The following is a 15,040-nucleotide window of genomic DNA, read 5'->3' as shown; positions in this document are numbered from 1 at the left end:
TTCGCCAAGAGGGGGAGTTGGATTGATCCCGGACATCCACTTCGATGATGATATTACAAGCAATGGGTTCATCGCTGTCAAGGAAAACGGACAGGAAATCAAAGCATCGATTTGGTTGATGATGCTGGAAGCTATCAAAGGAACCCATCATCGTTATTCTTTAAAGAAGGAAGATCAATTCATGAAGAAAGTATCCGCAACAGAGATTCTGCCAAACAATATTTATAGTGATCAACGTGCAGAAGCCAGAAAAAGAATTATTTCGATCAAAAAAGATCGATCCATCAATCTGGGGCCTTTATTGCGCATCGTTTTTGAAAACCATGATACGGTTCTTTTCCAGATTCAAGAAATGCTTCTGGTAGAAGGCATCAGTGACCCCCAAAAAGTACAAGAAGAGATCGATACATACAATGAGCTTTTACCCGCTAAAAATGAGCTTAGTGCAGTATTGTTCATTGAGATTACGAGCGAAGACAAGGTTCGGGAAACGCTTGACAGACTTCGGGGAATCGATCGCCAGCCATCGATTCATCTGGTTTTTCCTTCCGGAAAGATCAGTGCCATTTTCGAGTCAGATCGTTCCGAAGACTCAAAAATGAGTTCCGTCCACTACATTCGATTTCCTTTGGGAAATACAGGGGCATCTTTACTCAAAAACATGAAAGAGGATGAAAAGGCTTTTCTATTAGCAGACCACCCAGCCTATTCAGCGATGGTCCAACTCCCTCTTCCACTTCTTTCAAGCTTGAGGAGTGACCTTGACTGATAACAGAATCCAGAATACTCCATCAGTAACCCACCTCGACGGAGATAGTCTGACTCCCCTTCGTCCTGGCGTCCAGGAAGCGATCTCAAACAGCCTTTCATCTCTTGCAAATCCTGACGCCCGGTATGCTTCAGCCCGGTATTATGCCCAATGCCTTGAATCGTGCCGCGAAGAAGTGGCGAAAATGATTGGAGCCGATACTTCCGAAATTTTCTTTACATCAAATGCATCAGAGTCCAACACTTGGGCAATCATGTGTGCCGACCTAGGAACCTCACTCTCCTTTGAAGGACTTGTGGGTGGGCAAACCAATCACATATCTGCCATTAATGCCATGTCATCAAGAGCTAAAAGAGATCACATTCCGTTTCAGGAACTGCGGCCCAAAATATATGAATCGATCACATCTCTCAGTTTGAATAAACTTGAACGGACACTATCCTCATTTGTCTGGGCTGATCCTGAGGTTGGTGTTATCACTCCGGTTGAAAGAATTGGAAAAGAGGTAAAGGCAGGGGGAGGAGTTTTCCACGTTGATTTTGTCACTGCTCAACGAACCCAACGGATCAAGGTCAAGGATTTTCCTATCGATATGATGACAATCTCATCGAATGCGATGGGTGGCCCTCCCGGTATTTCTGCCCTATATGTTCGAAAAGGAATTCGTATCAAGCCATTGATCTTTGGGGGGTCCCAGGAAGGTGGGCGCCGTGGAGGAATGATCCCTGTGTTTCTCGCCGAAGGTTGGAAAAAAGCCATTCAACACTGGAATGAACATGTTGATCAGGAAAGAAGAAGGATTGAGACTCTGACAAATGATCTCCTTCAATGGGTCAAGGATACAATTCCCGATGTTGTGATCCCTGCTTCTGATGAGCCTCGTCTTCCCGGAATACTGAACATGCTTGTTCCTGGAATCGACGGTCAGGCAGCAGTCTCAAAACTTGATCTCAAGGGCATTCAGACGGGCACTGGTTCATCTTGCTCTTCCCAATCCCTTAAAGTGTCTCATGTTCTGAGAGCATTGGGTGTTTCTTCACTTTTAGGACAAGGATCAGTCGTTGTATCTCTCTCGTGGAATTCAACTCCATCAGATATGAAATTGTTTCAGGAAGCTTTTCCTGCTGTACTTGAGGAACTCATGGCATTGTCACCGAAGGGCTTGCAACGTTTTCGGAGGGCTTAATATGCACACAGCATTACTGACAGGCGGAACCGGGTTTATTGGACAGGCACTCATGGAACAGCTCAAGACGGATCGTTTTAACGGGACAATACGTCTATTTTCCAGAAAAGGGCCAACCTCAAAACTTCCTGATGGCGTTGAGTCCTATACAGGAGATGTATCCTCATATTCGGATCTTGTCTCCGCCATGGCCGGAGTCGACACCATTTTTCACCTGACCGGAATCTTGGCCGAAACCCGCACACAGACTTATGAAAAAGTCCATGTTCAGGGAACCCGATCCATGCTGAAAGCAGCCAAGATGGCAGGCGTAAAAACAATTATTGCTGTATCCGCAATAGGTGCCTCTCATAGTGCGCAATCACGATATCATAAAACAAAAGCGGTTATGGAAGATGAAATCCTTTCTTCTGGACTGGATGTTTCAATTGTCCGACCAAGCGTTGTGTTTGGGAGACGCGACAAATTCATCAATTTGTTTGCGGGATTGGCTAGAGGCTTACATATTCTTCCCCTGATCGGATCCGGAAAAAATCTTGTCCACCCCATTTGGGTGGGGGATTTGGTCACCTCCCTTTCGAAACTGAACACAGATAGAACCATCAAGCCAACCATTCTCGAAATTGGTGGTCCAAGAATCTATACTTATAGGGAGTTGATGGAAACCATCAAGTCATCTTTAAAAGTAAATGCGTTGATTATGTCCCAGCCACCGTCCATGCTTGCGATATCGGCCTTTTTTCAGGAAAAACTGCTTCCAACCCCTTTTCTGACACGGGAGATGATCCGCATGGCGCTGTCGGACAATGTTGCCAAAGAAAATCATTTGGTAACAGTCCTGAACGTATCCCCTTATCCACTGGAAGCCTATCTTGAAGCAAACGCCAGGCCGTAAAAATTTCCCACAGGGAATAGAACAAACTTGTGGACCGATTGTGGAAACATTTTCGTCAGGACGGCACATTGCGATCGATACTCCAATATTGCCAATCGGTCTTGAGAACATGGTCAGACTCATGTAGAATGTGGGACTGAATCAAAGGAGGATCACAATATGGAAACCCAAACAGAAAAATTGACGGTAAAAGCTTATCTGAAACCAACATGTGGCTGGAGTGGTGGAGTCAGGGCAGTTTTTAGAAAATATAATATTGAATTTGAAGATATCAACATCCTTGCCGATCCCATGGCCTATTCGGAGATGGTCAGGAAGTCCGGACAACGCATGTCTCCCACAGTTGAAGTCAACGGTAAAGTACTTGCGGATGTCAGCGGTGAAGAGGTAGAGGCATATCTTCTCTCCAACCACCTCGTAAAAGCGGTTGAAACCAGCGACAATACTCCTCTTGATAGAGGGTGTGAAAGCCATTAAAACAAGTTCTCCATGTTGCACGAAACGCGGCTGGGGGATCGTTGGTAAAAACTGGGAAGCCCATCAATTGATGGGCTTCTTGTTGAAAGGGATTGCATTGAAGAATGAACAGGCAGTTTGGGGGAATGTTACCGGAGCAAAGGCAGACAGCAGTCTTTGGGTAAAAGTTCTTGTAGCAGGTTTACTTGGTGTATGGGTGCCAATAACCCTTTACTTGCTATTGTTTGCACCTCTTCCAATGATCCATGATGCTATTCACCCTGTCCGTCATGCGTTCAGCTTTGTAATGTGCCATTAATTTCTCATTTCCATTCTGGCGCCTGTAGCTCAATCGGATAGAGCAACAGCCTTCTAAGCTGTAGGTCACTGGTTCGATTCCAGTCAGGCGCACCATACTCCTTGCCGTTTCAAGCATAAAATATCAAACACCAAAATGAGCATTACGCATATTGAACATCTGGATTGCAATGCGATTTTTGATTCTCTTCCCAGTCAGGAGCCTTCCTAGGATCAGGATTCAGTGCCCATTGAGGAGCGAAGTCTACCGAATGTGTTTGTAATCCAGGCAAACAAACTATTCCAGAATAATCGAAAGCATTTTGTGTACAAAAAATATGGATCCAACACATCTGACTTATTGATTTATCAGTATTAAAAAAATCTTTTTTGACTTTTATGCATTTTTTTCGTAGGATTCGCGGGTTAGGCTTTTTTGATCCAGCCGAAGTGGTGAAATGGTAGACACGCTAGGTTCAGGGTCTAGTGGGGGCAACCCCGTGCGGGTTCGAGTCCCGCCTTCGGCACCATTGTTTCCAATCTTTAATGACGGATTCATTCCAACCCTTCAATCTACAATCCATCGCCTGCTGTCACCACTCATATTGCTTGATAACCCATGATCTGATCTGTATCTCTCTAACACTTAACTAAAAAGTTTCATTAGGCCGCTATTTTTCTTCCACCAATAAGTCCTCAAAAAAAAAGACACCTCCTTGGAGACAGTTCTCCTGAGAAGAGATGCCTCCATAAAAGATGTCCGATAAAAGAGCCCCTTGAATTTTTTTTCTAAAAGAATGTAAAACCTACAACGATCGGGATATAGGACATACCTCCCATTGTTCCCTGGGAGGTTGACATGATTGGTCCAGCAATATAAGTGTACCGACCTTCTACATAAACAGGTCCGAAACTGACACCGACACCGGCATCCCAGGTAAAGTTACCGCCAGATGTTCCTAAACCAGTTGTTTCGTTATATCCGGCATCTCCTGCGAGATAAACAGTAAAAGGCAGGAGACTAAAAAGATCCATCTGGACACCGCCTGTTATTGGCAGAATATTGAAAACAGGAGTACCGGCAAAATGGATATAATTGGCCTGAGCACGAAGCGATAAAGGTCCCGGAAGATTAAGCTCGACCATTGCGCCTCCACCAAGACCCAAACCACTGTAACTGTTCGTATTCCCCAAAACCGTACTTTGACCAGAGAGAACATCGACGCCGATCCCCTGGACCGAAAGGCTGACTGGAAGGATAGCGGCTTCCGCCTTCTTTGAATTGGACAGGCAGGTGATCCCAACCGCAACGCCAATGGCCAATAAAAAGCACTTTCCAGCAAAAAAACTTGCTCTGGATCTTTTAAGCATAGTTCCCCCTTTTGACATCTCAAAACTTGAGTTCATGTTCAACGATCTCTTAAGCAACTGCTTCAATCTATAACTTTTTCAAAAGAAAGTGAAAATTCCCCAAGGAAACCTTATGAGTAAATGCTCTCACGATAAGACCTTTCACATCAGGAGTCAAAATCATGCACTTGTCCTAAGTCTCAAATTTTTGAGGGAAGATCTTGTGAAAAAGAATTTTTAACGGAATAAGGACGAATAGAAACACAATTGAGATTATGGTGGCGGCGGAGGGACTCGAACCCCCGACCGAGTGATTATGATTCACCTGCTCTACCGTCTGAGCTACACCGCCACGAAATGATCCGCCCATCATACAGGATGTATTTTTAAAAAATCAACAGCTACCAATAAAAATCCGACATCAAGAGATCAGAGAGGAAAGATGTCGATTCCTGTTAGAACTCACTGTCATTTGGTGCCGATGGACTAACCTTCCAGAACAGGCGATTCCGACCATATTTTTTAGCCTGATACATCGCCCAATCCGCTTGGGTGAGCAGGTCCGTTAACTCCGCACCATCATTCGGATATAAGGCCAATCCCGCACTTGCCGTAACATAAAGGAGTTCATCTCCCCATGCAAATGGTTTGGAAACTTCCTGAAGGAGTTGTTCTCCAAGTCGCTCAATCTCATTTTCATCCAAAATATTGGGAAACAAAATAATAAACTCATCCCCCCCAATACGGCAGACTGTATCCGCTTCACGGATTGACCGCTCAAGCCGGAGAGCCACTTCTTTCAAAAGCTCATCTCCCACCTGATGTCCGTACCGATCATTCACAGGCTTAAACTCATCAAGATCCAGATAACAGATAGCAACTGCCGAATCAGATCGTTTTGCTCCCCTCAATGCCTGATCAAGGCGATCATGAAAAAGCATCCTGTTAGGAAGTCCCGTCAATGGATCATGAAAAGCCAAGCGTCGCATCCGGTCTTCCTCTTCCCGTTGAGCGGTGATATCGGAGAGGAATCCGATAAAATGAGTTAACATACCTTCTTTAGAGCTTATTCCCACAACTGAAAGTCGGTGGAGCCTGATCTGACCGCTTTGTCGCCTGTTCCATACTTCTCCCTCCCACTTTCCAGTGGTTGCAACGGACTTAAAGATTTTTCTGAAAAGATTACGATCATGGGAATCAGAATGGAACACCTTGATATCTTTTCCAAGAATATCTTCCGGCAAAAATCCGGTAATTTCATGGAAGCTTCTGTTCGCCATCAGCACTTTTCCATGATAGTCGGCAATAATGACCCCTTCAATCGCTTCCCTGAAGACAGTTGAGGACAATAGCAGGTTCTCCCGGTGATCAAGACTGTCGATACAGTAAGAAATGCTTTCTGCCATCGATGTCAGGAGAGAAAGGACTTCAGAATGGAAATAGCCAATCTTGTCCGACAGGACAATCAGTGTTCCAATGACATTCCCTTTCTTCTTTAAAGGGAATGATGCCACCGATCGCACGTTCGCATATTTGGCCCTCTCTTTCCATTGCCCCGTGTTCGGGTGAGCTATAAAGTCATTGATAAAGACAGGCCTCCCCGTTCGGACAGACTCACCGACCGTACCGATACCGGCGGGTGACTCGGGGTCGGAGGAAAGCTCAAGGACATCCAGCATTTTCTTGATCACAGGATCAGGACAAGCAGTTGTCTTGATATGAAGTTGTCGGGTGGTCCGATCAAGATCGGCAACCATCGCAGCAACAAATCCTCCATAAGAGACCCCAATCCTGCAGACCTCCTCCAAAAGAGATCCCAAGTCTTTTTCTTGAAGCAGGTTTTGATGGACCAGAGCGGAACCGGCATAAAGATTCTTCAATGACAGAAGCTGTTGGGACAACATTTTCCGATCAGAAATATCGATCATGACTCCAATGACACCAACGGTTTCGCCATGACTATTTTTAAATGGCGTGGCAATCAGATCACAATAAATTTCCGTCTGGTCTTTCCGAACAAAGCGTTTTTCAAATCGGTAGGAGTCAATCTCCCCCCTTATCATTGCCTGAAGAGAGGAGTAACTCTTTTCGGTGTCATCCGGATGTGAAATATCCCGGATACTCTTACTCAGAAGCTCTTCGTTCGTATAACCCAGCATCTGTGCCCAAGCATCATTGATCTTCCAGTAAGACCCGTAAAGATCCACAACACCGATACCTATACCCGTCCAATTGAATACAGATTCGAAGAAATCCTTGTTCAATGGATCAAACCCATCCATGGAATCTTGACTCATCAAACACTCCCATCAGGACAAAGTCTAAAAAATGACAAGAGAATTTCCAATGAAAAGAAGGCCAAGGGACACAAGATCTTATCGTTCGGAGAACCGTGAGCATCCATAAAGATTAGGGATGTGATGATTCAGATAGAACTTACACTTTCAATAAAGAGAGGAGATGATTCTTGGACAGTTTGCCATAAAAAATCAATTTTTAAAATCATAAAGATATATTATAAATACAGAAAATATGTCCATCGGAAAGAAACAAGCAGTCTATTCCGGCAGCCATAAAATTATTATTCGGGTGATGCCTCACACCAGCCGATCAGGATCACATCCAACATGAGAATCTTAGCTCCTCAGACAAACAAGATTCGGCTCAGATCCGAAATTGCGACAAGCAACCTGAGAGCTCTCTCGAAGCGGCCTCCCAAACCCACTGCCCCTTTCTTTTTCCGTTAAGAACCATCGAAAGATACGATGGTGTAATCCCGATCATTTGGGCAAGATCAGCCAACGTCCAATCCCGGAGTAAAAGAGCAAGTTTGATTTGCTTGACCGTTAATAGATCCAATCTTATAATCCCCTAATTTTCTTTTATTTAACAATATATTCCAAATTTTCATAAAAGGAAAATATTATACTTAATGGGTATAAATATCAACCATCACGCCTCTGGTATCGCACAAAGGATCCGTTTCTTGAGAGGAGCTCTTTCACAAGCGATATTGGCTCATCGTCTCGGGATTTCCCAAACGGATATTTCGCGCTACGAGTCCGGCAGCAGGATACCGCCCATAACGCTTTTAACTGCCATCGCAATGGAATTTCATGTCTCTCTGGACTGGCTTGTTTTGGGAGAAAGGGATCAATCTTCAGAAACGGTTGTCAGCGAACCTTCACTCCAGTCGAACGAAGACCGGCAGCTAATGATTCTTATTCGCCAACTTGACCGAAAGGACAGGACATTGATAAAGGAGCTTGCAATGCGGCTTGCCGAGCTCGCCAGCCACCGTATCAGCTGATTTTGAGGGTTCAAAAGGAATGTCAATCATTCTTTTCATTTTTCCTGGAGTTTTTTTTCAAACAACCCGGAGTCATGGCCCAAACTAGCGCCGGTTGCCCACCCGAATACCCCGTTTTCCAACGAAACCAGAAAAATGCCCCTGGTTCCACCACCAGAGGAAAATCCTCTCCCGTCAGGATCAAGGAAGCAAGACGGCCAATCGAGGGTTGATGTCCAACAATGACTGTCGACGACTGAAGTTCCGGCCAATGAAGGAAAGAGAAAATCTGTTTCGCGGAACCCTGGTACAGAAGATCAAGAACCTTTATCTTTCGGCCAAGGCACTGAGCGGTTTGGATGGTTCTCAGTGCAGGGCTTGAAAAGATTACGAAAGACGAATCCAGTCGCTTCTCTATCCGCCCTGAAACTTTTTTGGCATCCCTCCAGCCTTTATCCGTCAAAGGACGGTCAAGATCCCGCATCGGCTCCCCAGAGCTATCTGCCAATACAGAAAGTTCCTCTGCTTTAGCATGTCTCCAAAGAACAAGATCCATTCAAAACTCCTTATTCTTAAAGGAATTCCTCAAAAAATCCGGAGTTATATAAAAATATTGAAATCTCTTGGACTGATTGGGGATCTCCCTGAAAAAAGACTAGATCTCTCCGATCAATAAAGAAATAAGATCCTTATCTGAACGGCAGAAGCGATGCAAAACAGGAATCACAGCGGAGATGACTTCTCCTTTGAAAAGACAATCTCCGCAACAGATTCATCCCGCTTATATTTTGGGAAGATGCTCTGCAGAAAGCTCCTTCAATAAAGGATACAAGGCATCTTTTGCTGAGACGGTCGGAGTCCTTCCTGGCCAGTCGATACCAATATCCGGATCGCTCCAAAGGATTCCCCCTTCATCAGAAGGGTCATACAGTTCTGTACACTTATAAACAAGCTCAGTATTCTCCTCAAGAGAATAAAATCCATGAGCAAATCCCTCTGGAATATAAATAAACTCAGGATTCTCAGAGGTCAAGACCTGACCATACCACTGCCCGAAAGTCGGGGATCCCTGTCGTATGTCCACCGCCACATCAAACAGGGATCCGGCTACTACCCTGACAAGTTTTCCCTGCTGACGAGTCTTCTGAAAGTGAAGACCTCTCAGAATCCCTTTTCCTGATCGGGAATGGTTGTCTTGCAGAAAAATTTCTGGAAGTCCCAAGGCCTTGAACTTCTCAGCATGGTAGGTCTCCATGAAAAATCCCCTGGGATCCTTGAACAGGTCAGGGATCACCCGGAGAACCCCGGGAAGATTCGTTTCAATCACTCTCATGAAAAAAGATCCTCCTCTGCCAAAGAAATCAGATATTGGCCATACCCATTTTTGGACATTGAACGACCGGTTCTCAAAATATCTTCCCGTGAAATATACCCCATCCTATAGGCAACTTCTTCCGGGCAAGCCACTTTCAATCCTTGCCGATTTTCAATCGCGGCAATAAAATTCGATGCCTCAAGAAGAGCTTCATGCGTTCCTGTATCAAGCCAAGCTGTCCCTCTGCCCAATCGCTCGACGCGTAAATCTCCGTTGGCGAGATACAACCTGTTCAGATCCGTAATCTCAAGCTCTCCCCTGTCCGATGGACGAAGCGACCTGGCATACTCTGAAACCATTCCGTCATAGAAGTAGAGTCCAGGCACGGCATAGCGCGAAGGCGGCTCCTTGGGCTTTTCCAGAATCTCAAGAACCCTTCCCTCCGGGTCAAATGACAAAACACCATATCTTTCAGGATCTTTCACCATGTATCCAAAAATCAGGGCTCCTCTTTCAAGACATGCCGACTTTTGCAGGACCTCTGACAATCCATGCCCGAAAAAAATATTGTCTCCCAAAACAAGAGCCACAGGCTCTTTCCTGATAAACTTTTCACCAATCAAAAATGCTTGGGCAAGTCCGGCAGGTGTGGGTTGAACCTCATAGGAGAAGGAAAGACCAAGAGCAGAACCATCTCCAAGGAGCGCCTTGAAAAGGGGGAGATCAGCCGGAGTTGAAATGATCATGATTTCCCTGATACCCGACAGCATCAGAGTTACAAGGGGATAGTAGATCATGGGTTTGTCATAAACAGGCATAAGCTGCTTGCTTACGACATAAGTCAATGGGTGAAGCCGTGTACCGGCACCTCCTGCCAGAATGATTCCTCTCATTTTGCCCCCTTTTTCAAAGGGGGCAATACACCCAGCCTCTCGCCAGCGTATTTCCGTGAACGGATCTCCCTCCACCATTCTTCATTTGCCAGATACCATCTCACCGTTTCCCCTATTGCCGACTCAAAAGAAAACTCTGGAGTCCAACCGAGTTCGCGCTTCAAGCGACTTGCATCCATGGCATAGCGTCGATCATGTCCAGGGCGATCGGTAACATGGCGGACCTGTCCAGAATAAGAATGCCCGTCTGATCTTGGTCTTTCCTGATCAAGGATTGATAGTATCGTCTCGATCACCCTTTGGTTGGTCCGTTCGCTGTTGCCGCCAATATTGTAAGTTTCCCCTGGGATGCCTGCTTCATGAATGCGCAGGATGGCTTGAACATGATCTCCCACATATAGCCAATCCCTGATATTGAGCCCATCTCCATATAACGGAATCTCTTTCCCCTCTATTGCTGCCAAGACGACAGTCGGAATCAATTTTTCGGGAAATTGCCAGGGACCAAAATTATTGGAACAATTTGTCGTAATGACCGGCAGGCCATATGTGTGAAAATAGGCTCTGGCGAGGTGGTCGGAGGCTGCTTTTGAAGCTGCATAAGGAGAGTTTGGAGCATATGGTGTTGTCTCCGTAAAGGGAGGGTCTTCCGCCCCCAGACTCCCAAAAACCTCATCAGTCGAGACATGGATGAATCGGAATGGCTCACCGGGATCTCCCCCACCTCCTGAAAGATATTTGCGGGCTTCGTCAAGAAGAACAAATGTCCCTTCCACATTCGTCTTCAGAAAAATGCCCGGATGGTCAATCGATCTGTCCACATGGGACTCAGCCGCAAAATGAAAGATCGCCGTTGGCTTGAATGACTCAATAAGAGACCTGACCAAAGAGGGATCGGAAATGTCTCCATGAACAAATTCATGGTCCGGATCTTTCTCAATGGCAGAAAGATTCGTTCGGTTCCCGGCATACGTCAAAAGATCCAGAGTCAAGACTTTAGCCAGATTTTTCTTCCGGGCCTCCAACACAAAGTTTGATCCAATAAACCCAGCCCCGCCCGTTACAAGCCATCGTTTCGACATTAAGCATCCTTTTTAAAATTGGTCCATGCACTCAAAAAGAATTTTTGGTATCATATCCTCTCATTTGATCTATTTAAACCCCATGCACCCAAACAGGAGCCATGACAACAATGGGACGAACTCTCTTAGAAAAAATCTGGGATGATCACGTTGTTACAGAATCTGACGGATCGACCCTTCTCTATATAGACAGGCAGCTTGTCCATGAAGTAACCAGCCCACAAGCCTTTGAAGGACTAAAGATCGCTGGCAGGGCAGTTCATCGACCTCAGGCAACACTTGCGGTTCCGGACCATAATGTTCCGACAACCGGAAGAAAGAAAGGGATTGAAGATCCTATCAGCGCCCTTCAGGTTGAAACACTGACCAAAAACGCCATGGAGTATTCTGTCCCCATCTTTACGATGGACGACATTCGACAGGGTGTTGTCCACGTGATCGCTCCTGAACAGGGGTTTACCCTGCCAGGAATGACCATCGTCTGCGGTGACAGCCATACCTCGACCCACGGAGCCTTTGGCGCACTTGCCTTTGGCGTGGGAACGTCAGAGGTTGAACATGTCATGGCCACACAAACCCTTATTCAGAAGAAACCGAAATCGTTTCTCATAAAGGTCAACGGCCATCTCCCCAAAGGCTCGACATCCAAAGATCTGATTCTTTACATCATCGGTCAAATCGGAACTGATGGCGGAACAGGGTATGTTCTGGAATTCTCGGGAGAAGCCGTCAGGGAACTCTCCATGGAGGCCAGGATGACGCTTTGCAACATGGCGATAGAAGCAGGAGCCCGAGCCGGAATGATCGCAGCCGACGAAGTGACCTTTTCTTATATCAAGGGTCGTCCGATGGCACCCAAGGGTGACCTTTGGGAAAAGGCTGTCTCCTCCTGGAAGTCCCTGCACTCTGACCCTGATGCAAAATATGACCGGGTTCTTGAAATCGATGCCACCAGGATCGAGCCCCAAATCACATGGGGAACAAACCCGGGCATGGTTCTTCCTGTCACAGGATCCATTCCCTCCCCCGAAAGTTTTAAAGATGAAGTCTCTAAAGAAAATGCGAAAAATGCCCTCAAATATATGGGACTTGAGCCGGGAACTCCATTAAGCGAGATTTCCATCGACAGGGTTTTTATCGGTTCATGCACCAATGGAAGGATAGAGGATCTGAGAGCAGCTGCAAGCATCATAAAGGGACGCAAGGTTTCTCCCAGTGTCAATGCCATGGTTGTACCAGGATCTGGTCTTGTCGGCCAGCAGGCAGAAAAGGAAGGTCTCGACAAGATTTTTCTCGAAGCCGGATTTGAATGGCGAGAACCGGGGTGTTCGATGTGTCTGGGAATGAATCCTGATCAGTTGTTGCCTGGAGAACGTTGTGCGTCAACATCAAACAGGAATTTTGAGGGAAGACAGGGCAGAGGGGGCAGGACCCATCTTGTCAGCCCGGAGATGGCTGCCGCTGCGGCCATTACCGGCCACTTTGTCGATATCCGAAACTGGAACTGAAAAAAGGAAAAACAGGATGGAAGCCTTTAAAACACTCAAATCAATTGTTATCCCCATCGATCGCGCAAATGTTGATACAGATGCGATCATTCCCAAACAGTTTCTTAAAACCATCCATAGGACAGGTCTTGGAAAAAGTCTTTTCTATGACTGGAGATACCTTTCCGACGGAGTCACACCAAACCCTGACTTTGTAATCAACCAGACGCGATACAAAGGAGGCAGGATACTTCTTTCCAGAGAGAACTTCGGTTCAGGCAGTTCCAGGGAACATGCCCCCTGGGCCCTTCTGGATTTTGGCATAAAAGCCATAATCGCACCTTCTTTTGCCGATATTTTCTATAATAACTGTTTTAAAAACGGGATTTTGCCAATTCGCATTGACCGGATGATTGTTGACGGTCTCTTCAAGGAGATTGACCGGACACCCGGATACCAAGCTGAAATCAACCTTGAATCACAGTTGATTCTCCTTCCGGATGGAAGAACGATTCCTTTTGAAATCGACGCTTTCCTCAAGAAGTGCCTTCTCGAGGGGCTTGATGACATCAGCCTGACTTTTGAGAAAAAAGCGCTGATCACAAGCTACGAAGATCGACGACGCAAAGAAGCTCCCTGGCTTTTTCCAGACATGACTGCATGAATCGAACTGAAGGCGGAAGATCTCTTTTTTTGTTGTTTGGGCTGGCAACGGTTCTGGCATACTGGGTCATTGCTCCCTATCTGGAACCGCTTGTCTGGGGGGCGATTATGGCCTTCGCCCTCTCCCCCATACAACGATTCATCAAAAAATGGGTTCCACAACCATTTATGGCAGCATTACTAACAGTCTTCCTGTTTTGCCTTCTGGTTCTTTTGCCACTGACACTTCTGGCTGTTCCAATCGGGCAGGAAATCTTCCGAGAAACACTGTCCCTCAGGGATTTTCTTCAGGACCCATCTGCAACTCTTCCAAAATGGCTGATCAACCTTCCCTTCATTGGCCATAAAATTGCCCTTTTGGCAACCAGCTTGAAAACCAATACCCAGATGCTGACGGGTGTAACGGGGAAGCTTGAATCCCACCTCATGGAAATCGGGAACCAGTTTTTATCCCTGGCTTCCGGTTTGGGGCACTGGCTGATCAAATTGCTGATCATGCTTCTCGGGACATTTGCATTTTTGTTTCATGGACAAAATGTCTGGGAACAGATCACCCGTCTGTCCGATTCTGCTGCGGGCGAAAACCTGACAAGGCCGTTGGGGGTTATCCCACCGACCACTAAAGGAATCATTTATGGACTGTTTTTTACATCCCTTGCCCAAGCCCTTTTAGCTGCTCCAGCTTTGAAGATCGCAGGAGTTCCAAACATCCTGCTACTCTCGACAGCCATATTCATCACTTCCCTGTTCCCGATCGGGGCAGCCATCATCTGGCTTCCTGCCACCATCTACCTGCTTGCGACAGGGCATCCCATAACTGCAGTTGTCTTTGCATCATGGAACATTCTGGTCTCTGGTGGAATGGAGCATTTCGTCAAACCCATGTTTATCGGCAGAACATCCCATATCCCGTTTCTCATGATTCTTTTGGGAGTACTTGGGGGTCTTGAAACATTTGGGTTAATTGGTCTTTTTATCGGGCCAATCATTTTGTCGGTTTTTCTGGAGGTGTGGCGCCATTTGCTCATAACTGAAAACCCACATTAGTCCCGACAAAAGGAACTTCCCCAAACTCATTCTTTGTTCAATGGTTATAGAAATTCCCCCTGCACAATGGAATTCTTGAGCACCTTCAAAAAACTCTCTCAAGACAGCCATCACCAATCACCCAATAATCAATTGACAAAACAAGCTGTTTACGGCAGAATGTCCCTCGAGCCGCTAGCTCATTCGGTAGAGCATCGCCCTTTTAAGGCGAGTGTGCTGGGATCGAAACCCAGGCGGCTCACCATTATTTAAGCCATTGTTTAAAAAATATTTTATGCCATAATTATGCCATAATAAGCTTGTTCGGAATC

Annotated in this window: 16 protein-coding genes and 4 tRNA genes; 12 read left to right on the top strand and 8 right to left on the bottom strand. The window is 46.1% G+C overall.

What is annotated here, in order from left to right:
• Positions 1-22: 22 nt before the first annotated feature.
• From LFE_RS04190 to LFE_RS04160, 7 genes are all read left to right on the top strand, one after another.
• Positions 23-769: a DUF3501 family protein gene (locus LFE_RS04190; protein WP_014449018.1), complete on the top strand. Its 747-nt coding sequence runs from the start codon at positions 23-25 to the stop codon at positions 767-769.
• Positions 762-1,955 carry a cysteine desulfurase family protein gene (locus LFE_RS04185; protein WP_014449017.1) on the top strand — a complete coding sequence of 398 codons (1,194 nt, stop codon included), beginning with the start codon at positions 762-764 and terminating at the stop codon, positions 1,953-1,955. Before LFE_RS04190 ends, LFE_RS04185 begins: the two co-directional genes overlap by 8 nt.
• A gap of 1 nt (position 1,956) precedes the next feature.
• Positions 1,957-2,850, top strand: coding sequence for an NAD(P)H-binding protein (locus tag LFE_RS04180; RefSeq protein WP_014449016.1), 894 nt, complete (start codon positions 1,957-1,959; stop codon positions 2,848-2,850).
• Positions 2,851-3,009: 159 nt separating this feature from the next.
• Positions 3,010-3,327 (top strand): glutaredoxin family protein, encoded by a 318-nt coding sequence (locus tag LFE_RS04175; protein ID WP_014449015.1) that lies wholly within the window; start codon positions 3,010-3,012, stop codon positions 3,325-3,327.
• Positions 3,314-3,625, top strand: a complete 312-nt coding sequence (locus LFE_RS04170) for a CbtB domain-containing protein (protein WP_148272543.1) — start codon at positions 3,314-3,316, stop codon at positions 3,623-3,625. Before LFE_RS04175 ends, LFE_RS04170 begins: the two co-directional genes overlap by 14 nt.
• Before the next feature lie 18 nt (positions 3,626-3,643).
• A tRNA-Arg gene (locus tag LFE_RS04165) sits at positions 3,644-3,720 on the top strand.
• A gap of 327 nt (positions 3,721-4,047) precedes the next feature.
• A tRNA-Leu gene (locus tag LFE_RS04160) sits at positions 4,048-4,133 on the top strand.
• Positions 4,134-4,392: 259 nt separating this feature from the next.
• On the opposite strand, the gene LFE_RS04155 is transcribed toward LFE_RS04160, so the two are convergent.
• From LFE_RS04155 to LFE_RS14660, 4 genes are all read right to left on the bottom strand, one after another.
• The gene (locus LFE_RS04155; protein ID WP_014449014.1) at positions 4,393-4,974 is read right to left on the bottom strand and encodes a hypothetical protein; all 582 of its coding nucleotides are present in this window, start codon (positions 4,972-4,974) and stop codon (positions 4,393-4,395) included.
• Between the two features lie 255 nt (positions 4,975-5,229).
• Positions 5,230-5,305, bottom strand: a tRNA-Met gene (locus LFE_RS04150).
• A gap of 103 nt (positions 5,306-5,408) precedes the next feature.
• A complete protein-coding gene (locus LFE_RS04145; protein ID WP_041774011.1) occupies positions 5,409-7,250 on the bottom strand; it encodes a sensor domain-containing diguanylate cyclase in 1,842 nt (613 codons plus the stop codon).
• A 367-nt stretch (positions 7,251-7,617) separates the two neighbouring features.
• Positions 7,618-7,812: a helix-turn-helix domain-containing protein gene (locus LFE_RS14660; RefSeq protein ID WP_014449012.1), complete on the bottom strand. Its 195-nt coding sequence runs from the start codon at positions 7,810-7,812 to the stop codon at positions 7,618-7,620.
• Positions 7,813-7,885: 73 nt separating this feature from the next.
• Here LFE_RS14660 and LFE_RS04135 point away from each other — a divergent pair, with 73 nt between their 5' ends.
• The gene (locus LFE_RS04135; RefSeq protein WP_050989480.1) at positions 7,886-8,263 is read left to right on the top strand and encodes a helix-turn-helix domain-containing protein; all 378 of its coding nucleotides are present in this window, start codon (positions 7,886-7,888) and stop codon (positions 8,261-8,263) included.
• A gap of 22 nt (positions 8,264-8,285) precedes the next feature.
• Here the strand turns inward: LFE_RS04135 and LFE_RS04130 are convergent, their stop codons facing one another.
• The 4 genes from LFE_RS04130 to rfbB all read right to left on the bottom strand — a co-directional run bounded on the left by LFE_RS04130 (position 8,286) and on the right by rfbB (position 11,532).
• Positions 8,286-8,798 carry a SixA phosphatase family protein gene (locus tag LFE_RS04130; protein ID WP_050989479.1) on the bottom strand — a complete coding sequence of 171 codons (513 nt, stop codon included), beginning with the start codon at positions 8,796-8,798 and terminating at the stop codon, positions 8,286-8,288.
• 225 nt (positions 8,799-9,023) lie between these two features.
• The gene (gene rfbC, locus LFE_RS04125; protein WP_014449010.1) at positions 9,024-9,575 is read right to left on the bottom strand and encodes a dTDP-4-dehydrorhamnose 3,5-epimerase; all 552 of its coding nucleotides are present in this window, start codon (positions 9,573-9,575) and stop codon (positions 9,024-9,026) included.
• Positions 9,572-10,450 carry a glucose-1-phosphate thymidylyltransferase RfbA gene (gene rfbA, locus LFE_RS04120; protein WP_014449009.1) on the bottom strand — a complete coding sequence of 293 codons (879 nt, stop codon included), beginning with the start codon at positions 10,448-10,450 and terminating at the stop codon, positions 9,572-9,574. Before rfbA ends, rfbC begins: the two co-directional genes overlap by 4 nt.
• On the bottom strand, positions 10,447-11,532 hold the full coding sequence (rfbB, locus tag LFE_RS04115; RefSeq protein ID WP_014449008.1) for a dTDP-glucose 4,6-dehydratase: 1,086 nt from the start codon (positions 11,530-11,532) through the stop codon (positions 10,447-10,449). The genes rfbA and rfbB overlap by 4 nt, the downstream gene beginning before the upstream one ends.
• A gap of 110 nt (positions 11,533-11,642) precedes the next feature.
• On the opposite strand from rfbB, the gene leuC reads away from it, so the two are divergent.
• The 4 genes from leuC to LFE_RS04095 all read left to right on the top strand — a co-directional run bounded on the left by leuC (position 11,643) and on the right by LFE_RS04095 (position 14,973).
• Positions 11,643-13,040: a 3-isopropylmalate dehydratase large subunit gene (gene leuC, locus LFE_RS04110; protein WP_014449007.1), complete on the top strand. Its 1,398-nt coding sequence runs from the start codon at positions 11,643-11,645 to the stop codon at positions 13,038-13,040.
• A 16-nt stretch (positions 13,041-13,056) separates the two neighbouring features.
• The gene (gene leuD, locus LFE_RS04105) at positions 13,057-13,683 is read left to right on the top strand and encodes a 3-isopropylmalate dehydratase small subunit (protein ID WP_014449006.1); all 627 of its coding nucleotides are present in this window, start codon (positions 13,057-13,059) and stop codon (positions 13,681-13,683) included.
• Complete coding sequence (locus LFE_RS04100; protein ID WP_148272542.1) at positions 13,680-14,729, top strand: AI-2E family transporter; 1,050 nt, start codon at positions 13,680-13,682, stop codon at positions 14,727-14,729. Before leuD ends, LFE_RS04100 begins: the two co-directional genes overlap by 4 nt.
• A gap of 168 nt (positions 14,730-14,897) precedes the next feature.
• Positions 14,898-14,973, top strand: a tRNA-Lys gene (locus LFE_RS04095).
• The last annotated feature ends 67 nt before the right edge of the window (positions 14,974-15,040 follow it).

Source organism: Leptospirillum ferrooxidans C2-3 (assembly GCF_000284315.1).
Lineage (GTDB): Bacteria > Nitrospirota > Leptospirillia > Leptospirillales > Leptospirillaceae > Leptospirillum > Leptospirillum ferrooxidans.
Note: the sequence above shows the minus strand (reverse complement) of the source record. Positions and strands in the feature narration are given on the sequence as shown.